The sequence below is a fragment of the Pseudaeromonas sharmana genome, from assembly GCF_042649925.1.
Lineage (GTDB): Bacteria > Pseudomonadota > Gammaproteobacteria > Enterobacterales > Aeromonadaceae > Pseudaeromonas > Pseudaeromonas sharmana.
The window spans coordinates 161,908-182,861 of record NZ_JBHSAF010000001.1; the positions used below are offsets into that span (position 1 = coordinate 161,908).

General features: G+C 59.2%; 21 protein-coding genes and 1 pseudogene. 15 read left to right on the top strand and 7 right to left on the bottom strand.

Annotation, left to right across the window (positions count from 1 at the left end; genetic code table 11):
- Nucleotides 1-42 precede the first annotated feature (42 nt).
- On the bottom strand, nucleotides 43-1,503 hold the full coding sequence (locus tag ACFOSS_RS00730; protein WP_377149894.1) for an aminoacyl-histidine dipeptidase: 1,461 nt from the start codon (nucleotides 1,501-1,503) through the stop codon (nucleotides 43-45).
- 538 nt (nucleotides 1,504-2,041) lie between these two features.
- Between ACFOSS_RS00730 and ACFOSS_RS00735 the strand changes: the two genes are divergently transcribed.
- The 11 genes from ACFOSS_RS00735 (at nucleotide 2,042) to ACFOSS_RS00785 (ending at nucleotide 11,041) form a co-directional block, all read left to right on the top strand.
- Nucleotides 2,042-3,358, top strand: coding sequence for an NCS2 family permease (locus tag ACFOSS_RS00735; RefSeq protein WP_377149896.1), 1,317 nt, complete (start codon nucleotides 2,042-2,044; stop codon nucleotides 3,356-3,358).
- A gap of 299 nt (nucleotides 3,359-3,657) precedes the next feature.
- Nucleotides 3,658-4,131, top strand: coding sequence for a xanthine phosphoribosyltransferase (gpt, locus tag ACFOSS_RS00740; protein ID WP_377149898.1), 474 nt, complete (start codon nucleotides 3,658-3,660; stop codon nucleotides 4,129-4,131).
- A 97-nt stretch (nucleotides 4,132-4,228) separates the two neighbouring features.
- Nucleotides 4,229-5,500 (top strand): esterase FrsA, encoded by a 1,272-nt coding sequence (frsA, locus tag ACFOSS_RS00745; RefSeq protein WP_377149900.1) that lies wholly within the window; start codon nucleotides 4,229-4,231, stop codon nucleotides 5,498-5,500.
- A 60-nt stretch (nucleotides 5,501-5,560) separates the two neighbouring features.
- A complete protein-coding gene (crl, locus tag ACFOSS_RS00750) occupies nucleotides 5,561-5,950 on the top strand; it encodes a sigma factor-binding protein Crl (protein WP_377149902.1) in 390 nt (129 codons plus the stop codon).
- A gap of 95 nt (nucleotides 5,951-6,045) precedes the next feature.
- Entirely contained in the window at nucleotides 6,046-7,164 is a 1,119-nt protein-coding gene (proB, locus tag ACFOSS_RS00755) for a glutamate 5-kinase (protein ID WP_377149904.1), read from the top strand.
- Entirely contained in the window at nucleotides 7,161-8,420 is a 1,260-nt protein-coding gene (locus ACFOSS_RS00760) for a glutamate-5-semialdehyde dehydrogenase (protein ID WP_377149906.1), read from the top strand. The genes proB and ACFOSS_RS00760 overlap by 4 nt, the downstream gene beginning before the upstream one ends.
- 93 nt (nucleotides 8,421-8,513) lie before the next feature.
- Nucleotides 8,514-8,945, top strand: a complete 432-nt coding sequence (locus ACFOSS_RS00765) for a hypothetical protein (RefSeq protein ID WP_377149908.1) — start codon at nucleotides 8,514-8,516, stop codon at nucleotides 8,943-8,945.
- A 30-nt stretch (nucleotides 8,946-8,975) separates the two neighbouring features.
- Entirely contained in the window at nucleotides 8,976-9,425 is a 450-nt protein-coding gene (gene arfB / locus ACFOSS_RS00770) for an alternative ribosome rescue aminoacyl-tRNA hydrolase ArfB (protein ID WP_377149910.1), read from the top strand.
- Nucleotides 9,415-9,984, top strand: coding sequence for a GNAT family N-acetyltransferase (locus tag ACFOSS_RS00775; protein WP_377149912.1), 570 nt, complete (start codon nucleotides 9,415-9,417; stop codon nucleotides 9,982-9,984). The genes arfB and ACFOSS_RS00775 overlap by 11 nt, the downstream gene beginning before the upstream one ends.
- Nucleotides 9,969-10,430 (top strand): GNAT family N-acetyltransferase, encoded by a 462-nt coding sequence (locus ACFOSS_RS00780; protein WP_377149914.1) that lies wholly within the window; start codon nucleotides 9,969-9,971, stop codon nucleotides 10,428-10,430. The genes ACFOSS_RS00775 and ACFOSS_RS00780 overlap by 16 nt, the downstream gene beginning before the upstream one ends.
- Nucleotides 10,427-11,041, top strand: coding sequence for an ATP-dependent zinc protease family protein (locus ACFOSS_RS00785; protein ID WP_377149916.1), 615 nt, complete (start codon nucleotides 10,427-10,429; stop codon nucleotides 11,039-11,041). The genes ACFOSS_RS00780 and ACFOSS_RS00785 overlap by 4 nt, the downstream gene beginning before the upstream one ends.
- Here ACFOSS_RS00785 and ACFOSS_RS00790 read toward each other — a convergent pair.
- Nucleotides 10,971-11,522 (bottom strand): GNAT family N-acetyltransferase, encoded by a 552-nt coding sequence (locus ACFOSS_RS00790; RefSeq protein WP_377149918.1) that lies wholly within the window; start codon nucleotides 11,520-11,522, stop codon nucleotides 10,971-10,973. The genes ACFOSS_RS00785 and ACFOSS_RS00790 overlap by 71 nt on opposite strands.
- A 155-nt stretch (nucleotides 11,523-11,677) precedes the next feature.
- Here ACFOSS_RS00790 and ACFOSS_RS00795 point away from each other — a divergent pair.
- A pseudogene (locus ACFOSS_RS00795) lies at nucleotides 11,678-12,076 on the top strand (hypothetical protein); the annotation flags it as partial.
- Between the two features lie 319 nt (nucleotides 12,077-12,395).
- On the opposite strand, the gene modF reads toward ACFOSS_RS00795, so the two are convergent.
- Together modF and ACFOSS_RS00805 are read right to left on the bottom strand one after the other, a co-directional pair.
- Nucleotides 12,396-13,925: a molybdate ABC transporter ATP-binding protein ModF gene (modF, locus tag ACFOSS_RS00800; protein WP_377149920.1), complete on the bottom strand. Its 1,530-nt coding sequence runs from the start codon at nucleotides 13,923-13,925 to the stop codon at nucleotides 12,396-12,398.
- Nucleotides 13,922-14,212, bottom strand: a complete 291-nt coding sequence (locus ACFOSS_RS00805; protein ID WP_377149922.1) for a YciI family protein — start codon at nucleotides 14,210-14,212, stop codon at nucleotides 13,922-13,924. Before ACFOSS_RS00805 ends, modF begins: the two co-directional genes overlap by 4 nt.
- A 97-nt stretch (nucleotides 14,213-14,309) precedes the next feature.
- Between ACFOSS_RS00805 and ACFOSS_RS00810 the strand changes: the two genes are divergently transcribed.
- A complete protein-coding gene (locus ACFOSS_RS00810; RefSeq protein ID WP_377149924.1) occupies nucleotides 14,310-14,789 on the top strand; it encodes a GNAT family N-acetyltransferase in 480 nt (159 codons plus the stop codon).
- Nucleotides 14,790-14,793: 4 nt separating this feature from the next.
- Here the strand turns inward: ACFOSS_RS00810 and ACFOSS_RS00815 are convergent, their stop codons facing one another.
- Nucleotides 14,794-15,183: a hypothetical protein gene (locus tag ACFOSS_RS00815; protein WP_377149926.1), complete on the bottom strand. Its 390-nt coding sequence runs from the start codon at nucleotides 15,181-15,183 to the stop codon at nucleotides 14,794-14,796.
- Between the two features lie 492 nt (nucleotides 15,184-15,675).
- Here ACFOSS_RS00815 and ACFOSS_RS00820 point away from each other — a divergent pair, with 492 nt between their 5' ends.
- Together ACFOSS_RS00820 and ACFOSS_RS00825 are read left to right on the top strand one after the other, a co-directional pair.
- Nucleotides 15,676-18,228, top strand: a complete 2,553-nt coding sequence (locus tag ACFOSS_RS00820; protein ID WP_377149928.1) for an alpha amylase C-terminal domain-containing protein — start codon at nucleotides 15,676-15,678, stop codon at nucleotides 18,226-18,228.
- A gap of 139 nt (nucleotides 18,229-18,367) precedes the next feature.
- Nucleotides 18,368-19,003 carry a LysE family transporter gene (locus tag ACFOSS_RS00825; RefSeq protein WP_377149930.1) on the top strand — a complete coding sequence of 212 codons (636 nt, stop codon included), beginning with the start codon at nucleotides 18,368-18,370 and terminating at the stop codon, nucleotides 19,001-19,003.
- Nucleotides 19,004-19,016: 13 nt separating this feature from the next.
- Here the strand turns inward: ACFOSS_RS00825 and ACFOSS_RS00830 are convergent, their stop codons facing one another.
- On the bottom strand, nucleotides 19,017-19,445 hold the full coding sequence (locus ACFOSS_RS00830) for a DUF6515 family protein (protein ID WP_377149932.1): 429 nt from the start codon (nucleotides 19,443-19,445) through the stop codon (nucleotides 19,017-19,019).
- A gap of 120 nt (nucleotides 19,446-19,565) precedes the next feature.
- Nucleotides 19,566-20,936 (bottom strand): nucleobase:cation symporter-2 family protein, encoded by a 1,371-nt coding sequence (locus ACFOSS_RS00835; protein WP_377149934.1) that lies wholly within the window; start codon nucleotides 20,934-20,936, stop codon nucleotides 19,566-19,568.
- Nucleotides 20,937-20,954: the final 18 nt, after the last annotated feature.

Here is a 20,954-nt window from a genome sequence, read left to right on the forward strand (position 1 = left end):
TAAAAAAGGGAAGCCGCAGCTTCCCTCTGTGTGTTACGGCCGTTACGCCTTGGTTGGGATGTTGGCCAGCAAGGTGGTCAGCAGGGTCCAGAAGCGGGCTACGGCCGGAATATGCACCCGTTCGTCCGGGGAGTGGGCCCCCTGAATGGTCGGGCCAAAGGAGACCATGTCCCAGTGTGGGTAGGAGGCCTTGAACAGGCCGCACTCCAGACCGGCGTGGATCACCATGATCTTCGGCAATTCGCCAAACAGCGCCTGATGGGTGTCCCGCAGCTGTTGCATGATCGGCGAGGCCGGATCCGGTGCCCAGCCAGGATAACCACCGCTCAGCTCGCAGCGCGCCCCGGCCAGCGCAAACAGGGAACGGGTCATCTGTTCGACATAACGACGCCCTTCTTCGGTCAGCGAGCGGATCAGGCACTGCACAAAGACCTGAGAGCCCTCGGTCTTGATCACGCCCAGGTTGGTCGAGGTTTCCACTACGCCGGCGATGGCCTGGCTCATGCGGATCACGCCGTTCGGGCAGGCGACCAGCGCCGCCAGCAAGCGTTGCTGGGTATCGCTGTCGAGAACCTGAGTCGGCACTGCGCACGGTTGCAGGCTGATCTGCAACTGGGCTTCGACCTCCTTGAGTTCCTGTTGCAATGCCGCGGCATGGCTCTGCAGACGCTGTTGCACGGCCGCGCACTGATCCGCCGGTACCAGCAGTACGGCGTTGGCCTCGCGGGGAATGGCATTGCGCAGCGTGCCGCCTGCAATGTGGCTCAGACGCAACTCGGCCTGCTCCTGCAGCGCCAGCAGCAGACGGGCCAGCAACTTGTTGGCGTTACCCCGATCCTGATGGATGTTGACACCGGAGTGGCCGCCGCGCAGTCCTTTGACCTGCAGCGCGAAGGCGTGCCAGCCGGCGGGCACCGCTTCGGCTTGGAAATCGAAGTGGATGTTGGCATCAATGCCCCCGGCGCACCCCATGTAGACTTCCCCGTCCTGTTCGGAGTCGGTATTCAGCAGGATTTCGCCCTGCAGCAGTCCGGGCTCCAGGCCGAAGGCGCCCGTCATGCCGGCTTCTTCATCAATGGTCAGCAACACTTCAATCGGACCGTGTTGCAGGCTGTCATCGGCCAACACCGCCAGGCAGGCGGCGGCGCCGATGCCATTGTCCGCACCCAGCGTGGTGCCGGTGGCCTTGACCCACTCGCCGTCAATTCGTGGCAGGATTGGGTCGCGAGTGAAATCATGAGCAGTATCGGCATTGGCCTGCGGCACCATGTCGATGTGCGCCTGCAGTACCACGCCCTTGCGGTTTTCCATGCCCGGTGTGGCCGGTTTGCGGATAATCAGGTTGCCGACCTTATCGACCTCCAGCGCCAGGCCCTTGTCCCGAGCCCATTGCTGAATCCATTGGCTTAGTGCCGCCTCATGCTTGGAGGGGTGAGGAATCGAGCAGATGCTGTCAAAAAATGACCATAACAGCGAGGGTGATAGTTGTTGCAAAGCGGTCACGGTAGACTCCTGATGTCGATGCGGGGATCGGATGCCAGTCATCCTACTGTAGCCAGCGGCTTATGTCAGCCTCGTCGGGTTAGACCATGTATTTATGCTGCAGCCCTTCCACATCTCAGAGTTATTTTGCGTTGTGGGCCTGCTGTTGGGGCAATGTGACCACTTTGGTGCAATCGCTCGACGCATGACGAGGTTGACGCAGGGTTCCGAGTGAGACGATATGACAGCCTTGCTGTCACCAAGGGTGTCAAACAGTGCTTGAACCCGACCGAAGACGACACGTTGGCAGCGTTTTCGTGCACGTCTGCACGGTTAAAGGCTGGCGAAGCGGGGCGTCGCTCCTTATAATTGCGCCCGGATTTTGCATATCACATGACAAACCACGGTTTTATCACTCGAAACCTGAATTAACCAAGGTCAAATGGCCGTCTGGGTAAACGTTTGTGTCGAAGTCGCAAACGTTTAATTTTCCGGCCAGCTTTTTGCCTGCTGTAGCAGCTTCAGGATTGTTACTGACTCTCCAAGGAACTGAGAATCCATGTTAGAAAAACTGTTCAAACTCTCTGAACACAACACCAGTGTTCGTACCGAGCTGCTGGCAGGGGTGACCACCTTCCTGACCATGGCTTACATCATTTTTGTCAACCCGAGCATACTGTCGCAAACCGGCATGGATCAGGGCGCCGTGTTTGTGGCCACCTGTCTGGCTGCTGCGTTTGGTTGCTTCATCATGGGCCTGTATGCCAACTATCCGGTCGCGCAAGCGCCGGGCATGGGTCTGAATGCCTTTTTCACCTTCGGTGTGGTCATGGGCATGGGCTACAGCTGGCAAATCGCACTGGGTGCGGTTTTCCTCTCCGGCGTGGCGTTCCTGCTGCTGAGCATGTTCAAGGTGCGGGAGTGGATTGTTAACTCAATTCCAAACAGCCTGCGTATCGGCATCGGTGCCGGTATCGGTCTGTTCCTGGCGCTGATCGCGGTGAAGAATGCCGGTATCGTGGTAGACAATCCGGCGACTCTGGTGGGTCTGGGCGATCTGACCCAGCTGCAACCGGCGTTGGCGGTGCTGGGTTTCTTCCTGATCATCGCCATGTCACACAAGAACGTGAAGGGTGCCGTCCTGTACTCCATCCTGATCATCACGGCGTTGGGGCTGGCTCTGGGTGACGTCAAGTTCAACGGCATCATGTCCATGCCGCCGAGCCTGGCTCCGACCTTCATGCAGCTGGATCTGACCGGTGGTTTTACCACAGCAGAAGGGGCGTTCAACTTCGCCATGCTGTCAGTGGTTTTCGCGTTCCTGTTTGTGATCCTGTTTGATACCTCCGGCACCCTGATTGCTGTTGCCGACAAGGCCGGCATGCTGGACAAGCAGGGCCGTCTGCCGCGTCTGGGCAAGGCACTGATGTCCGATGCCGTGTCTACGGTTGCGGGCGCCGTGCTGGGCACCTCCTCCACCACCAGTTACATCGAGAGCGCATCCGGTGTGGCCGCTGGTGGACGCACCGGCATGACGGCGGTCACCGTCGGTTTCCTGTTCCTGCTGGCGCTGTTCCTGTCTCCGCTGGCCGGCATGGTTCCGGCTTATGCCACCGCCGGTGCCCTGTTCTACGTTGCCATCCTGATGATGTCCTCGCTGGCCAAGGTCGATTGGGATGATCTGACTGAGGCGGCTCCGGTCGCGGTCGTCACCCTGATGATGCCGCTCTCCTATTCCATCGCTCACGGTATCGAGCTGGGCTTCATCGCCTATGCCGCCATCAAGCTGCTGAGCGGTCGTTATAAGGATGTCAGCGTCAGCGTCTGGGTTCTGGCTGTGCTGTTCCTGGCGCACATGGTCTTCTCCGGCGCCTGATCCCCGGGCTCGACGGATTATTCAAGCCGCCCGTAAGGGCGGCTTTTGCATACTTCGGCAGTCAACCGCGAGTGGGCCTGATCATCGCTCCGGCGACAGGTTAGCATCGCAATTGGTTGATAACGGCGGTAATATGCACCGCCATGCGGGAGAGCAGATACAGCCCGGGTTGCTGTGACTCCACCGAAGGCCGGATTCTACCGGTTTCGGCAGGGCGAGGATGCCCAAGGAGCAAAGCCGGTAAGCGCCACTGTGGCCGGCACGGGTCCCTTGTTTAATTTGAAATGGTTGAATCTTCGATGAGTAGCAAAAAATTCTATGTCTCCTGGGACAATCTGCAGCGTGAAGCCCGTCGTCTGGCGCGTCGCCAACTGCCGGCCTCCCAATGGAAAGGTATCATCGCCGTCAGTCGTGGTGGTCTGGTTCCGGCGGCCCTGATGGCCCGTGAATTGGGTATCCGCTTTGTGGATACCATCTGCATCTCCAGCTATGACCATGACAATCAGCGTGACCTGCATGTACTGAAGAAGGTGGAAGGTGACGGTGAAGGATTCCTGGTGGTCGACGATCTGGTCGACAGCGGCAACACCGCCAAGGTGATTCGCCAGCTGTATCCGAAGGCCAAGCTGATCACCATTTTCGCCAAGCCGAAGGGTGAGCCGTTGGTCGATGACTTCGAAGTCAGCATTCCGCAGGATACCTGGATCGAACAACCCTGGGATATGGCGTTGTCCTTTGTTCCGCCGCTGTGTGACGACGACAGCGCCGAATAAAATCGCACAATCTCAAGCAAGGCTCCTGCGGGAGCCTTTTCTTTTGTCATTCCGATGACTTACCTTAATACCAGTAGCGTTAATCAGGGTAATCACGATGCAGGACCAGGTTTCCGAGAATCTCAGCGAAAGACTCTTCAGCAAGGTACGCAAAATCCAGGAGACGTCGACCATCTCCAATTCGGCCGAGACGATGGATGAGCCCTGTGGTGAACAGGTGTTGATCGAGGGCGTCTGCTCGAATGCCTGGTATCGGGTGCTGCGCAGGACATACTGGATCTGGCAGGGGGCCGATCCGATCGAGCTGGAAGAGGTTCTGTCACGGATCGCGACCGGCGAGGGGGAGCGGAGTCACCCGGACAAGCTGGACACCCTCAAGGGCTACGCCCCGGGCAACTGGATCTACGAATTCAGCCAGCTCGCCGGCGAATACCTGAAGAAGGGGCGCGATCTGGAAGAGGCGCAGATGCCGGATGCTGCCCGCAATGCATATCTGTTGGCCGCCCGCTATTACTCATTGGCCAGCTACCCCCATCTCAAGGGCGATGAGTTGGCCGAGCAGGCACAGGTGCAGGGCAATCTGGCCTATCGCGATGCCGGACGTCTGATGCCGGTGGCGTTGCGGGAATTGAAGATACCCTTCCGCGACAAGGAGATCTGCGGCTATCTGCACCTGCCCAGTGATGAACATACGGTGCCCGTGGTGATGGTCAGCGGCAGCATCGATAGCCTGCAGATCGATTTTTACCGTTTTTACGAGCAGTATCTGGCCCCCAATGGCATTGGCATGTTGACGCTGGATATGCCCGGGATTGGCCATTCCAGCCAGTTTCCGCTGGTGCAGGATACCAGCCGCCTGCATCAGGCGGCCTTGCACTACCTGCGGGATGAGGTGCCCTGGGTCGACAACCAGCGCATCGGTATGGTCGGCGTGCGTCTGGGCGGGAACGTGGCGGCGCGTTTGGCCTACCTGGAACCGATGCATCTGAAGGCGATCGCCTGTATCGGTCCAGGTTTGAACCAGTTTTTTGTGGAGTCGCCGCTGTTCAATCAGGCGCCGCCGATGCTCCGGGCGTCGCTGGCGAACCGACTCGGCGCGGATGCAAAAGATTGGGCGTTGTTACAACCGCAGTGCCAGATTTTCTCGTTGAAGCGGCAGGGGCTGGTCGGCGTGACCAAGACCCGGGTGCCGATTCTGAGCATTGGTCACAAACGGGACTTCATCTGCCCGGAGTCGGATATCCGCACCCTGGCTTCGTCCAGCCATTATGGTAAGGCGCTGGTGCTGGATAAATTACCGGTTATGCAGGTGTTTGATCGCGCATTACGTGAAACTTGTGACTGGCTGAAACTTCATTTCAATATTTAGCGACTACAGTAAGGGTTCGTTTGGCGTCCGATTGCCGCAATTTCGTCAAGGAGGAACCCTATGTCCCCACTCATGCCTCACCGTCAGCTCATCAAGGAGTTCATGACGCTTGGTCCTTATCTGCGCCAGGAACAGTGCGAGCCGGGCCGTTATTTCTTCGATTGTCTGGCCTCTTGCCTGAACCTGAATGCGGCGCCGGAGCGTCGCGAATTCTGGGGCTGGTGGCTGGTGCTCGAGAGCTGCGAAGGTGGTTTCAGCTGTCAGAGTGAAATCGGCCTGTTCAATAAAGAGGGCATCTGGACCAATCGTCAACCCGGTGTCGCGGAGCAGGAGAGCGTGATACACAGCCGCCAGCGTTTTGTGCATGAATTGCAGCAACGGCTGGCGCGTTGGGAGATGGCGATGGTCGGAGATTTGATGCCGGCCGATCCCGCTTCATCCCTGGTGTAAGAGCGCTCTGTGGCGGGAAGAGGATGCAAATCCCGTTGCAGGGGGGCGGTCCCATCGGTATAAAGAAGGCCTTCTCTGCGTAGAGCCTTCTTCTTATGGAAAAGAAAACCCTTGTTGTGAAGCTGGGTACCAGCATTCTGACCGGCGGTACCCGGCGCATCGACCGGGCGCACATGGTCGAACTGGTGCGCCAGCTGGCCCAGTTGCATCGTGAGGGGCACCACGTGGTGGTGGTCACGTCCGGTGCGATTGCCGCCGGACGCGAGCTGCTGGGTCATCCGGCACTGGCCCCCACCATGCCGAACAAACAGATGCTGGCGGCTGTGGGTCAGAGCCACCTGATCCAGATCTGGCAACGTCTGTTCGATATCTATCAGCTGCACGTCGGCCAGATGCTGTTGACCCGCGCGGATCTCGAGGATCGCGAACGCTATCTGAATGCCCGCGACACCCTCAATGCGTTGTTGTCCCATCGCATCATTCCGGTGATTAACGAGAATGACGCCGTGGCGACCACCGAAATCAAGGTCGGGGACAACGATAATCTGTCGGCGCGAGCGGCCATCCTGGCCGATGCCGATTTGTTGATTCTGCTGACCGACCAGCAAGGCCTGTTCACCGCTGACCCGCGATCCAATCCCGATGCACGCTTGATCGAGGAAGTGCATGAAATCACCGATGAACTGCGTGCTCTGGCCGGTGACAGCGTCAGCGGACTCGGCACTGGTGGCATGGCAACCAAGTTGCAAGCGGCGGATGTGGCCACACGCTCCGGTATTGAGGTGGTGATCGCCAGCGGCAAGACCCCGGAACTGATCGGTCGTCTGGCCCACGGCGAGCGTATCGGTACCCGTTTCACTGCTCAGGCCAATCCGCTTGAGAGTCGCAAGAGCTGGATCCTGGCCGGACCTCCACCGCATGGTGAACTGGTGGTCGACGACGGTGCGGCACGCGCGGTGCAGTCCAAAGGATCCAGCCTGCTGCCCAAAGGGATCAGTCAGGTGTGTGGTACGTTTGAGCGCGGTGATGTGGTGCGCGTGCTGTCGTCACAAGGCAAGGAGCTGGCGCGCGGGATTTGCCGCTACAATGCCACCGATTTGCAACGGATCGCCGGCAAGCACTCCGATGAAATCGAATCCTGTCTCGGCTATGGATATGGTCCGGTGGCCATCCACAGAGATGACCTGGTGCTATTGAAAGGAGATACGCAATGACATTGAAAGCCATGGGCAAAGCGGCACGCGATGCCGCCTATGAGCTGGCGGTGGCGCCGACCCGACAAAAAAACCTGGCGTTGCTGGCGATGGCCGACGAGCTGGAGATCAACGAACAGGAGATCCTGGCTGCCAATGCCGAAGACATCGCTGCAGCCCGCGCTGCCGGTTTGTCTGAGGCCATGCTGGATCGGTTGCTGCTCAATCCATCCCGACTGGCGGGCATGGCAGCCGATGTACGCAAAGTGGTCAGCCTGGATGATCCGGTCGGCAGCGAGCTGGACTCGCGGGTGCTGGAGAATGGTTTGCGCCTCTCCCGGCGCCGGGTGCCCATCGGCGTCATCGGCGTTATCTATGAGGCCAGACCCAATGTCACCATCGACATTGCCGCCCTGTGCCTGAAGACTGGCAATGCCAGCATATTGCGAGGTGGGCGCGAGACGTTCCATTCCAACATGGCGTTGGTCAAGGTGATTCAGCGCGCGCTGGCCAAGGCCGGTTTGCCGGCGGCATCGGTACAGTATATCGAACGGCCGGACCGGGAACTGGTGTCCGAATTGCTGCGCCTGGATGAGTATGTGGACATGATCATCCCGCGCGGTGGTGCCAATCTGCATAAGCTGTGCAAGGAGCAGAGCACGATTCCGGTCATCATCGGCGGCTTTGGTGTCAGCCACCTGTTTGTCGATGTCAGTGCCGATTTGCGACGGGCTGTTGACGTCATCGATAACGCCAAAGTGCAGCGCCCTTCGGCGTGCAATGCCCTGGATACCCTGCTGGTGCACGAGGCGATTGCCGATGAGTTCCTGCCAGCCCTGGTGGCTCGCATGAACAGCCGTCAGGTGGCATTGGTGGCCGAGGAACGGGCCTTTTCCCTGTTGCAGGCGGCCGGCGCCTCGGAGTTGCGCCTGGCCGGGGCCGACGATTTCGACACCGAGTGGCTCTCATTGACGCTGGGCGTCAAACTGGTGAGTGACGTTGATGCGGCACTGGCGCATCTGCGCCAGCATAATGCCTGTCACTCGGATGCCATTCTGACCAATGATCTGGCCAATGCCGAGCGCTTCATCAATGGTGCGGGTTCGGCGGCGGTCTACGTCAATGCCTCAACCCGATTCACCGATGGTGGACAGTTCGGGCTCGGTGCCGAGGTGGCGGTGTCGACACAGAAACTGCATGCCCGTGGTCCAATGGGACTCGAGGAACTGACCAGTTACAAGTGGATCGGTCAGGCTGATTACCTAAGCCGTAGTTAAACAGCCGGCTCACAGACACCTTTGAGGCTGGAAGATATGGCGGCCCATCAGTTATGATGGGCCGCCTTTGTTTTTACTGGATGCCAATTACAGATGAGCAAGTCCCGCCTGACGGAACTGTTGCCACTGAACCTACCTTTGCCACTGGATCTGGAATGCTGGCGTGAGGCGCTGTTGCGTACCTTGCCGCCACCGATCACCGGAGAGCTGACGCTGTTTGCCGGCGTGCCGCTGAAGGTGATCATCAGCTTTGACCAGACAGGGGCCGACGTGTTGCTGCCCATGCAGGAGTCGGCCATGAGCAGCGTGTCACGGCATAAACCGGTACCGCAAGGCCGCGTCGAGCTGGCGGGAGGCTCGCTGGAGCAACTGCAGCGTCTGGTCAATGACACTATCGCTATGCGCATCAAATCGTTCCGCGAGTGTGCCTGTTGTGGGCGCCGCGTGCCGCAGGAGCTGCTGGGCAGCCTGAATGGCGCTCCTGCCTGTCGCCAGTGCTTGCAGGGCCGGCGGTTTTTGTTGTGATGCGCCACGCTGCGTATGCCGAGGTGCGGAATGGCTGACAACCTCACGACCGCCACGCCCTGGTTGCAGATCTCTTCCCGTCTGGCCATCCCGTTGACAGAGATTGAGATGACGGCGATGCGGGCGCAAGGCGCTGGTGGGCAGAACGTGAATAAAGTGTCGTCTGCCATTCATCTGCGCTTTGCGGTGGCGTCGTCATCGTTGCCCGAAGGGTGCAAGCAGCGCTTGCTGGCCTCCGGGGATCAGCGCTTGACCCGCGACGGTGTGCTGGTGATTAAAGCCCAGCAATACCGCACCCAGGAACAAAACCGGCAGGATGCTCTGGCCCGTTTGCAGGCGATATTGCTGCAGGCCTCACAGGTCCCGGTGACCCGGATCGCCACGCGTCCGACCCTGGCATCCAAGCGCCGGCGTCTGGTCGACAAGCAGCGGCGAGCCGACATCAAAACCGGGCGCAAGGCGCCCCGCCATGATGGATGAAGCGCTACGCCACTGTGTGGCACCCGGTCTGGATTTGGTCCCGCTGCGCCGCGAGCTCGCGCCGGCACTGTTTGCGCTGACCGAGGAGTACCGCTCCGATCTGGCGCGCTGGTTGCCATGGCCAAACAAGGTGCGCCAACTGGCGGACACCGAAGCGTACATTGCCCAGATGCTGTTGTTACTGGCACAACGCCAGGCCATGCAATTTGCCATCGAGATGGATGGCCAGGTGATCGGGGTTTGCGGTTTCAACAAATGGTCACGCCGGCTGGCGCGTGGTGAGCTGGGATACTGGCTGGCTCCGCCGTGGCGCGGCAAAGGGGTTATCACCGGTTGTTGTCGCTGGCTATGTGCGTATGGCTTCATTACCTTGGGGCTACAACAGATGCAGATTGCCGCCGCAACCGGCAATCTGGCCAGCCGAGCTGTCTGCGAGCGGCTGGGCATGCGCCTGCATGTGCAGGTGGCCGCAGCCGAGCAGCTGGATCATGGCCTGGTCGATCACGCCATTTATCGCCTATCGCGTTCTGAATGGGAGCAAACATGTCAGAGATCCTGATTCGTCAAGCCACAATGACAGACGTTGCACCAGTGTGCGACTTGATGGCCCAGCTGGGTTATCCCGTGGCGGAAGCGTTGTTGGCTCGGCGTCTGGCCCAACTGCTGGATCACCCGGATGCCGCCCACTGGGTCGCGTTGCAGGGGCCACGCCTGGTCGGTGTGATCAGCGTTCACTTCATACCCCAATTGCCGTTGGCCGGTGATTTTGCGCGCATCAGCTACCTGTGCATTGATGCCTGCGCGCAGGGCCTGGGGATCGGGCGACAGTTGCTACAGCAGGTCGAGCAGGCCGCGTCGGGCCGAGGTTGCGACCGTATCGAACTGCATTGCCATACGCGCCGTAGCGGAGCCCATGCCTTTTACGAGCAGTGCGGATTTGCCGATGAGCCGCGCTATTTCTGTAAACGACTACCGCCCGCCACTCGTGCTGAGGAGCCGCGATGAAGCCGTTTTCCACCCTGTTGATCCTGTTGGGGAGCCTGCTGTGCCAGGCTGAAGCCTGGTCACAACCGGAGACGGCGCCGGCTCCGGGCGGCACGCCGGAGATCCTGGGGTGGGCCGAGACTGTTCTGCTGCAGCCTTCGGCATTATGGTTGGAGGCCAAGCTGGATACCGGCGCCGAGACCTCGTCGCTGGATGCCGACCGGCTGAGCCTGTTCGAGCGGGATGGTGAAGAGTGGGTCGCCTTTGATCTGCAGGCCAGCCGTGATGGCCATCGGGTGACGCAGCGTATCGAACGCCCGGTCGAGCGCTGGGTGCGGATCCGCAGTGCGGCAAGTGCCCAATGCCCGTCAGTGGTGGATCGCCGCCCTGTGATACGCCTGCAAATCTGTGTCGCCGATCAGGAAATCAATACCGAATTTTCGCTGCGTGACCGCTCCGGGATGAGCTATCCGATGCTGATTGGACGCCGCGCGCTGGCGCTGCTCGGCGCGGTGGATGCCGCGCGCAGTCATCTGCATGCCCCTTGCCAGGCGGCAGAGATTACCCCAGTGCCGTCAGCGGCAGCTGATAGACCCACTCCAGACCATCCTCAGGATCCTGATGTTCGGTGAAGTGAATAAAGCCACGCCGCCGGGCCAAGGCAGTTGAGGCAAGGTTATCGGGGCTGATGGAGAGAATGGCCGTTGCGACCCCTTGCTGTGCAGCCAGTGACAGCATGGCGTCCAGTGCCTCGCCGGCATAGCCCTGCCGCCGCCATTGCGGATAGATCTCATATCCCAGTTCGATACCGTTCCTGACTCCCAGTTGCTGCAGGTAGTCGGGATTAGGGGCGGTGTGAAAGCCGATATGACCTATCATCTGGCCACTGTCACCATGACAGATGGCGCGCAATCCCCAGGGGCGGTAGTCGGGGTCCAGCACCATATCCTTGTGTCGTAGCGCCATCAGTTGCCACTGAGCGAGCCACGGCGCCGGCAGCTCGGCGCCCAGCCATTGCTGCGCCTGCGGGTAGTTGGCCGTCAGGCAGCTGTGCAGAAACGCCAGCTCCAACCGGCGCAGGTTGAGGCGTGTCGTGGTCAGGCAAGCGGTCAAGGGCTGCTCCTGTGTGCGGGTGATCCGGTTTTGAGACTATCGCTTTGATTCCTTGCCTGCCAGTGCTCTGCAGGGCAAGCGGCTGATTATACTGATTAGCAAGGGTGGCACGCACTATCACCTGGTCACAGGCCGGGGGGAGGTGGGAGATGGCAATGCTTGAACGACTGGGCCGTTTGCTGGCCGGCTATCTTTCCAAGCCTCATCCCCGCGATATCAATCGGCCGACACTAAGCCCGGATGTGCTGGCCTCGACGCTGCGTAAAGGCGATGTGCTGCTGGTGGAGGGGACCAGCCGTTTTGGCGCGGCCATCAAGTACCTGAGCCAGTCGACCTGGTCCCATGCCTGTCTCTACATTGGTGATAGCCTCGGCGTATCCACTGAGGGCGGTGAACCTTGCGTTCTCATCGAGGCAGACATCCTCGAGGGGGTCAGGGCCGTGCCCTTGAGCCTGTATGCGCAGGAGCATACCCGGATCTGCCGGCCGGTAGGTATCTCGGAGGCGGAGATTGCAGCATTGATCCGCTATCTGCTGTCCCGCCTCGGGGATCGCTATGATTTGAAGAATATCGTCGACCTGGCCCGTTACCTGGTACAGACCCCGCCGGTGCCGGCGCGGTGGCGACGGCATCTGTTGCGTCTGGGGAGCGGGGATCCGACGCGCGCCATCTGCTCGTCATTGATTGCGCAAGCGTTCGCCCATATCCATTATCCGATTCTGCCTGATCGGGTCATCGAACATACGGTTACCGAGGATTCGCAGCGCATGCGGCATGAATTCTTCCGCGTGCGCCATCCCTCTTTGTATACGCCCAGAGATTTCGACCTCTCCCCCTACTTTCAGATCGTAAAGCCAACGCTGGATCGTGGTTTCAACCCGCACACCCTGCAGTGGCAGGAGGATTGGCCCGGATTGCCGGTGAACCGACAGACGGTGGTTGATCCGGCACCGGCAGCGGCCTCTGCCGATAGGCATATCCCCCCTGCGGCTGCGGAATAAAGTCCAGTCTGTGGGTCAGGCCGCGGGGGGCATCGTCAGCATGGTGCGAGACAAACAGCAATTGGGTCGTGCCCGATTGCATCAGCTCCTCGACAAAATGCCGGATCCGATCTCGACTCAGCGGATCCAGCCCCTGCAGTGGCTCATCCAGGATCAACAACGGCGGGTGCTTGACCAGTGCGCGGGCAATCAGCAAGAGCCGTTGCTGTCCAAAGGACAAGCGCTGAAATGGCGTTTTCGCCAGCCGGGCCATGCCGAGGCGTTCCAACCAGCGGCGGGACAGGCTGACCTGCTCATCACCGGGGGCATCGTAGAGTCCTATGCTGTCGAAGAACCCGGACAACACCACCTCCTGCGCCGAAGCACTGACCCGGTGTTCCAGATGCAGCGCCGGGCTGACAAGCCCGATGTGGCTTTTGATCTCCCAGATGCTCTCGCCCGAACCGCGTCGGCGGCCGAACAGGGTCACGTCGTTACAATAGCCTTGCGGGTGATCACCGCAAATCACGGATAACAAAGTGGATTTTCCACAACCGTTCGGGCCGGCAATATGCCAGTGCTCGCCGGGGTTGACCTGCCAGTCCAGCCCTGCAATCACGCTGTGCCCGTCGTAATCGATGTGCAGGCGGCACAGACGAATCAACGGCGTTGAAGTGGGGGGCGATGGGGGAGCCGATGGCCGTGCCGGTAACGGCAACTGGCGTAGTGTTTCGCTGAGGGCCAGCTCGGCGACGTCCTGTTGCTTCAGGATTTCGTCGGGCAAACCGCACCGCACCAGCTGACGTTCACTGAGAATGCCCAACGCGCTGGCGAAGCGGGGAATTTCGTCATAACGGCTAAGGATGATGGCCATGGCCTGACCACCTGTGTGCAGCTCCTCCAGCAGCCGTTGCAGATCCTGTCGCGCAGCGGCATCCAGCCCGGCGAAGGGTTCGTCCAGTACCAGCAGGGGCGGAGCCATGGCGAGCGCCTGTGCCAGCAGGACTTTGCGTCCTTCGCCACTGGAAAGCACGCGATACGGGCGAGGGGCCAGTTTGGCAACATCAAGCCGTTGTTGCAGTCCGGCAGGAACCTGTTGCAGCAGTTCAGCGGTCATGATGCCGGCCTCTTCGCCCTCCTCCAGCATATCGGTATTGCGGCGGCGCCAATCTTCAGCCAGCAGCGCCTGCTGCTGCTCCGCAGATAGACGGACCGTCTCCGGGGGCTGAAGGCACTCACCCGCAGAGCAGGGCAGCTCTCCGGCCAGGGCCCTGGCCATCAGACTTTTGCCGCTGCCATTGCTGCCGACCAGCGCCAGGCAAGCACCTGGATCCAGTCTCAGGTGCCGGACCCTCAGCTGACAGTGCAGATTGACGGCGAACAGACAATCTTGCCACCGCAATAATGGCGCTGAGGGGGTCATGCCTGCTGCCACGCTTCGAGCCCCTTATGTGTCATGGTGGGCACAAATTCCAGAACCTCGTAGCGCACGACGCCGGCTTGATGAAACGGATCCTCCTGCAGAATCTGCTCCAGCTGGGTGCGGCTGGGGACGGAGGCCAGAATGACGCCCCCGGTCCGTGGTTCGCGCCGCCCGGACATCAAGAAATGGCCGCTCGCGTAGTGACGTTGCAGATAGGCGCGGTGTAACGGGATCAGGGCATCGATTTCTTCCAGCGGACGAATATACTCGAGCAGGACAATGAACATGGATTCGGCTCCTCGTGAGGCGTGTCTCTCTGGATTGGACGCCGATTAGACAGAGAGATCAAGTCACGGGAGACATCAGCGCTAAGGAGACAGTCGCGTGTTGAAGATCGAACAGGTACGTCTGGATAACCCGGAACAGGATGAGTGGGTGGCACTGCTGGATGCGTACGCCAGTGATCCCATGGGCGGTGGTGAGGGGCTGGCGCCGAGCGTGCGTCAGCGGCTGGCCGCGGCGATGGCTGACGTTCCCGGCGCCGTGGTGCTGCTGGCCCGTTACGAGGGCAACGGGGTTGGCGTGGCGACGGCTTTCATGGGGTTTTCAACCTTCGCGGCGCGTCCGTTACTGAACGTGCATGATCTCGCAGTGCTCGACGGCTGGCGAGGTCGAGGTGTGGGTTCGGCCCTGCTGGCACGGCTTGAGGAGATCGCTAGATTCCGTGGCTGCTGCAAAATGACGCTGGAGGTGCTGGCGAATAACCACGTGGCGCAGGGCGCTTACCGCAAGTGCGGCTTCGCGCCCTATGAACTGCAACCCTCGGCCGGCGTTGCGCAGTTTTGGCAGAAAAAACTGGACTGAAGCACTAACCCGATCGATGTAGCAGATCCTGCCCGTACTGATTCGGAATGAAGGCCAGCAGTTGCTCTCCGCTGAGCAGGCTCCAGCCATGAGCTTCCTGCATCACATCAATGCGGCTGCCGTCGCTCAAGCCAAACGTCGGTGCTGTCTGCTGCAGGCCGCGGACTTTGAGCATGATGCCATCGTCGCGTTGCAACTTGAGAATCGGTTGCTGCCCCTGGTGTTCGATGGTCACCAGGGTCAGTTGCTGTTGTGCGTGCAACAGGTGTTGGTGATCGGGTGAGCGCTCGTCAACCCGGCGCAGATTGGCGCCCGAGCTCGAGTCCGCTTCGGCCAGCAGAGGCACGCCGGCCAGCGCCAGGCCGAGCATCAGATACTGCATTGTCGATTTCATGATCTGCTATCCAAACCGCGTATATGAGTCGCCACTCTAAATCGTTCTGCCGATCTCGTCAGTGTTGAAGAAAGCAAGACGCGTGCTGGATCACGCCGAAATTGCATGAATTTTCAATTGAAAACAATTTCATTCACACAATTAACATTTACCTGTGCCAAGGGGCGGATCGGCCATCAAAAACATGGATAATCGGCGTTGAATGTGAGCGGTTACATTTCATGTCTCGATTTCACAAACAGAAAAATCCCATTTAACCGCTTGAAAAACATAAGAATATAGACCGGGTTTCGCCTTCATCATCCCGAGTCAGAGTGAATTCTTCTCATCATTGAGCCACACAGGATAAATACCGAATGTTGCGGCCAGCCCATCAGGCTGAGACCGTGCAGGCGACCGGCAATTGAATGCCATGCCGGTCTGCACAATCAGACGCTCAGTAAAGAGCGCACTGTGCATTCAGGTTAACGTCAACATGAAGGGAATATCACAATGAAGAAGATGAAGCTCAGCGCCCTGTCGCTGGGTGCAGCGGTTGCCATGGCATTTGCCGGCAACGCGGCCCAAGCCGGCGTCATGGTGCACCTGTTCCAATGGAAATATAACGACATCGCCAACGAGTGTGAGACGGTTCTCGGCCCGAAGGGCTATGAAGCGGTGCAAATCACGCCTCCGGCGGAACACATCCAAGGCAGCAGCTGGTGGGTCGTCTACCAACCGGTCAACTACAAGAACTTCACATCGCTGGGCGGGAACGAAGCCGAGCTCAAGAGTATGATCAGCCGCTGCCATGCCGCGGGTGTGAAGATCTATGCTGACGCCGTATTCAACCAGATGGCGGGCGGATCCGGTACCGGAACCGGTGGTAGCAGCTATTCCGCTCGCAACTACCCTTACCTGAGTTCCAGTGATTTCCACAGCGTCTGTGACATCACCGACTATAGCAACCGCTGGCAGGTACAAAACTGCAGTCTGCCGGGCTTGCCTGACCTGAATACCGGCTCATCCTATGTGCAAGGGCAGATCGCCACCTACCTGAAGACCCTTTCCGGTTGGGGCGTGGATGGTTTCCGTGTCGACGCAGCCAAGCACATGAGCACCGCCGATTTGGGGGCTATCTACGCTCAAGCTGGCAATCCGTTCGTGTATCAGGAAGTCATAGGTGCATCAGGTGAGCCTATTCAACCGAGCGAATATACCGGACTGGGTGTGGTCACAGAGTTCAAATACGGCACCGATCTGGCATCCAACTTCAAGGGGCAGATCAAGAACCTGAAGACCATGGGTGAAAGCTGGGGGCTGCTCGCCTCAGACAAGGCTGAAGTCTTCGTCGTCAACCACGACCGCGAGCGTGGCCATGGTGGCGGTGGCATGCTGACCTATAAGGACGGTGCCCTGTATAACCTGGCTAACGTCTTCATGCTGGCCTGGCCGTATGGTAAATACCCGCAAGTCATGTCTGGTTATGACTTCGGCTCCAACACCGATATCGGTGGCCCGAGTGCAGCCGCCTGTGCCTCTGGTTCAAGCTGGAACTGCGAACACCGTTGGAGCAACATCGCCAACATGGTCTCTTTCCACAACGCGGTACAAGGTACTGCGATGGCCAACTGGTGGGATAACGGCAATAACCAGATCGCGTTTGGCCGTGGCACCAAGGGCTTTGTGGTGATCAACAATGAAACCACCAGCATGACTCAGTCACTGTCGACCGGTCTGCCTGCGGGTACCTATTGCAACATCCTGGCCGGCAACGATCTGTGCAGCGGCAGCAACATTGTGGTAGATAGTGCTGGCAAGGCCACCTTTACGGTCGGCGCCAAGCAGGCGGCTGCGATTCATATCAACGCCAAGCCGTGCACCAACTGCACCGTCAACAAATTCTCCTCAATGTACTTCCGCGGTACCAGCAATAGCTGGGTGGCCACACCGATGACTGTGGATACCACGACTCGCGTCTGGTCAACCGAGGTGACCTTCACGGGGGCCGCTGACAGCACCGGCGCACAACGCTTCAAGTTTGATGTCTACGGCAACTGGACTGAAAACTACGGCGATACCGAAGCGGACGGCATTGCCGACAAGAACAGCACCAAGGACATCTATTTCACGGGTGTAGGCAAGTACAAGGTGGCGCTCAAGGAAAGTGATATGAGCTACACGCTGACGCCGATCTCTGTGAATCAGGCACCTGTGGCTGTGGTGTCACCGAAGACCATCAGCGTGAAGGTTGGCGACAGCATTGTGTTCGATGCTTCCGCCTCTACCGATGACGTAGGCGTGACGGGCTACAGCTGGTCCACCGGCGGAACGGCCAAGACCGAAACCGTGGTGTTTGACACTGCCGGAACCAAGACCATCACTGTGACCGTGACCGATGCCGAAGGTTTGACTTCAACGACATCTGCTACCGTGACCGTCACTGAAGACAACGGCACCTTCAACAGCACCTACACCACGATGAACTTCCGTGGCACTGCCAACAGCTGGGCGAGCAAGGCGATGACCCTGGTTGCGGACAATACCTGGGAAACCACCGTTACCTTTGATGGCCAGGCCAACCAGCGCTTCAAGTTTGACGTAGCTGGCAACTGGGTGACCAATTTTGGTGATACCAATGCAGATGGAACGGCTAACCAGGGCGGCTCTGACATCTATACCACTGTGGTCGGTACTTATAAGGTGCAGTTTAACGACACGACACTGAAGTACACGCTGACCAAAATCTCGGGTAATGATGTCTATACCGGTAATCTGACCAGCCTCTACTTCCGTGGCACACCGAACAGCTGGGGCTCGACGGCGATGAAGCTGGTGGCCAACAATACCTGGCAGGCTACCATCACCTTCACGGGAGCCGCAGATAGCAGTGGAACACAACGCTTCAAGTTCGATGTGCTCGGCGATTGGACCAAGAATTATGGTGATACCAATGCCGATGGCACCGCGAACCTGGGCGGCTCCGACATCAAGACCGCTATGGTGGGCACTTACCTGGTGACCTTCAACGACAGCACCTTGAAGTACACGCTGACAGCGCAATAATCGGGTTCCATACCTCCTGCCTTGCAGGTTAGGCCCAGTGGCGTATTCGCATGGATACGCCACTTTTTTATTTCCTTTTCGCCTCCGCGTGGCGGTGATAGTGTGAGCTGCATCGGTCATGCGAAAAAGGAAAATCGAAATGACGCTGGAAACCTGGTTAGGCTTTTTTGTCGCCTGTTGGATTATCAGCCTGTCGCCCGGTGCTGGTGCCATTGCTTCAATGAGCAGCGGCTTGCGACATGGATTTCGCCATGGCTATTGGAATGTGCTGGGCTTGCAGTTGGCCTTGGCAGGTCAAATCGCCATTGTCGCGGCTGGGGTCGGGGCGATTTTGACCACCTCGGCGATGGCGTTTAATGTGATCAAATGGTTTGGCGTCGGTTATCTGGTCTGGCTGGCCTGGTGCCAATGGCGCACCATTCCGCAAGCGCGCGATGTGATGCCGGAGGAGGCCAGCGCTTTGACTCCGCGTTGGCAACTGGTCTTGCGCGGCTTCTTGGTCAACGCCAGCAACCCGAAGGCGATTGTGTTCATGCTGGCCGTGCTACCTCAGTTCATTAACCCGGCCTCGCCGTTACTGCCCCAATATCTGCTGATGGCGTTGACGATGATTACCGTCGATATGATTGTGATGGCGGGGTACACCGGTTTGGCCTCCCGATTGTTGCGTCTGCAGCGCAGTGTGCGCCAGCAGCGACGCATCAACCGGACATTTGCCTCGTTGTTTGTCGGGGCCGCGGCACTGCTGGCCACGGTACACCGGGCGCAACACTGAGCCCGCCCGCGCTCTAGTTGTTGCTTTTTTGGGACGCAGGTGGTGGCACCTCAAGATACTCACCATCTGCGTTACGCCGATAAAAACGCCCGTCGCGCACATAGTAACGCCCGCCATCGATATCCACCTGCGTCAGGCCGTGTGGTTGTTCATATTCAGGTTCTGCCGCCGGCTTATCGACCATGACATAGCGCCCGCCTTGCAACTTGTACCAAATGTCATTGAGCACAAAATAGGTCAGACCGGCGATGAGTACGGTCTGGTAACCATGAGGCAACACATCCACATAGATGCCATGCTGCGGGGCAGGGATGGGCTCAGGGCCAGGCCCTGGCCCTGGCCCTCGATCTGGCATCGGTCCCCATGGTCTGGCGATGGCCGCCTGACTGATTGCCAGACAAACCAGACCCAACAGCGTGCCAGCAGCAATTTTCGGAGACATACCGATTCCTTAGCAAAAACAGACTAGCGACGGTCTGATTATCCGGGATCGCTGAGCAAGGGAGTGTGTCGGCGGCGTAAAGGGAGGTAAAGCCGGCCAAACTGGCCGGCTGTGGCTGGCTTAAGCGGTGCCAGAAGGGGCGGTTTTGCGGCGTGGCAGCAACAGGTTCAGCAACATGGCCGTGATGCCGCCGGTAGCGACGCCAAACGACAGCACACTCTTGAGCAGCTCAGGCAGATGTTGCAGCACTTCAGGTACCTGTGCTACCCCGAGCCCCATGGCCAGCGAGACGGCCAGTATCATCAACGCCCGGCGGTCGAGGACTTCGCGCGAGATGATGCGCACACCGGCGGCGGCAATGGTACCGAACATGACGATGGTGGCACCGCCCAGAACCGGTTCGGGAATTTGCTGGATCAGCGCGGCGACGCCCGGCAGCAGACCGAGTAATGCCAGCATGCCGGCAATAAAGAAGCCGACATAGCGGCTGGCAACCCCGGTGAGTTGGATGACGCCATTGTTTTGTGCAAAAACCGACATCGGAAAGGTGCCAACGACGGCGGCCAGCATGGAGTTGAGGCCATCTGACAGCACGCCGCCTTTAATTCGTGCCAGGTAGACGGGACCGTCAACCGGCTCGCCGGAGACATCGGAGGTGGCTGTCATGTCGCCGATGGCTTCCAGTGCGGTCACGACGAAAATCACGGTGATCGGAATGAAAAATTGCCAATCAAAACCCAGGCCGTAACGGAATGGCTGGGGCAGGGTGAGCCACTGTTCAGTGCTGGCCAGCGGATTGAGGCGGCCCAGGAAGAAGGCGGCGAGATAGCCGACCAGCATGGCGATGACGATAGCCGAGAGGCGCAACCAGGGATTATGGCTGCGTTGCAGCAGCACTATGGTCAGCAGGACCAGTAACGACAGCCCAAGATTTTCCAGACTACCGAAGCTGCCATCCTTCATGGCGGCAAATCCGCCCCCCATGCTGATCAGTCCGACCTTGATCAAGGTCAGCCCGATCAACAGCACCACGATACCGGTCACCAGCGGTGTGATCACCTGACGAATCAGATGCAGGCAGCGGCTGACAAGCACCATGCTGATCGCCGCGACCAGTATGGTGCCAAACAGGGTGCCGAGCATGGCTTCGTTGGGCATGGCGGCCTGTTTCAGGGCCAGACCGGAGGCAATGATCGGGCCCAGAAAGTTGAAGCTGGTGCCCTGCACCGAGAGCAGTCCCGAGCCGACCGGACCGAAGCGACGCGTCTGGATGAAGGAGGCGATGCCTGACATAAGCAGTGACATCGACACGATATAACGGGTCTCGTCACCACTGAGACCCAGGGCGCTGGCAATGATCAGTGGTGGTGTGATGATGCCGACGAACATGGCCAACATGTGTTGCAGGGCGGCAAACAGCGTCTGAGGCAGCGGTGGGCGGGCGTCCAGCCCGTAAACCAGATCTGGGTGGTGCGGCTGAGGTTGCGACATGGCAAAGCGTCCATAGTG

Coding starts and splice junctions, on each gene's coding strand:
- ACFOSS_RS00805 (WP_377149922.1), bottom strand. CDS start 14,212: ATGTTCATTGTCCTGCTCGAGTATATTCGTCCGCTGGAAGAAATCGAT.
- ACFOSS_RS00835 (WP_377149934.1), bottom strand. CDS start 20,936: ATGTCGCAACCTCAGCCGCACCACCCAGATCTGGTTTACGGGCTGGAC.
- ACFOSS_RS00760 (WP_377149906.1), top strand. CDS start 7,161: ATGACATTGAAAGCCATGGGCAAAGCGGCACGCGATGCCGCCTATGAG.
- gpt (WP_377149898.1), top strand. CDS start 3,658: ATGAGTAGCAAAAAATTCTATGTCTCCTGGGACAATCTGCAGCGTGAA.
- ACFOSS_RS00780 (WP_377149914.1), top strand. CDS start 9,969: ATGTCAGAGATCCTGATTCGTCAAGCCACAATGACAGACGTTGCACCA.
- modF (WP_377149920.1), bottom strand. CDS start 13,925: ATGACCCCCTCAGCGCCATTATTGCGGTGGCAAGATTGTCTGTTCGCC.
- ACFOSS_RS00765 (WP_377149908.1), top strand. CDS start 8,514: ATGAGCAAGTCCCGCCTGACGGAACTGTTGCCACTGAACCTACCTTTG.
- ACFOSS_RS00735 (WP_377149896.1), top strand. CDS start 2,042: ATGTTAGAAAAACTGTTCAAACTCTCTGAACACAACACCAGTGTTCGT.
- ACFOSS_RS00825 (WP_377149930.1), top strand. CDS start 18,368: ATGACGCTGGAAACCTGGTTAGGCTTTTTTGTCGCCTGTTGGATTATC.
- ACFOSS_RS00775 (WP_377149912.1), top strand. CDS start 9,415: ATGATGGATGAAGCGCTACGCCACTGTGTGGCACCCGGTCTGGATTTG.
- arfB (WP_377149910.1), top strand. CDS start 8,976: ATGGCTGACAACCTCACGACCGCCACGCCCTGGTTGCAGATCTCTTCC.
- proB (WP_377149904.1), top strand. CDS start 6,046: ATGGAAAAGAAAACCCTTGTTGTGAAGCTGGGTACCAGCATTCTGACC.
- ACFOSS_RS00830 (WP_377149932.1), bottom strand. CDS start 19,445: ATGTCTCCGAAAATTGCTGCTGGCACGCTGTTGGGTCTGGTTTGTCTG.
- crl (WP_377149902.1), top strand. CDS start 5,561: ATGTCCCCACTCATGCCTCACCGTCAGCTCATCAAGGAGTTCATGACG.
- ACFOSS_RS00815 (WP_377149926.1), bottom strand. CDS start 15,183: ATGAAATCGACAATGCAGTATCTGATGCTCGGCCTGGCGCTGGCCGGC.
- ACFOSS_RS00785 (WP_377149916.1), top strand. CDS start 10,427: ATGAAGCCGTTTTCCACCCTGTTGATCCTGTTGGGGAGCCTGCTGTGC.
- frsA (WP_377149900.1), top strand. CDS start 4,229: ATGCAGGACCAGGTTTCCGAGAATCTCAGCGAAAGACTCTTCAGCAAG.
- ACFOSS_RS00820 (WP_377149928.1), top strand. CDS start 15,676: ATGAAGAAGATGAAGCTCAGCGCCCTGTCGCTGGGTGCAGCGGTTGCC.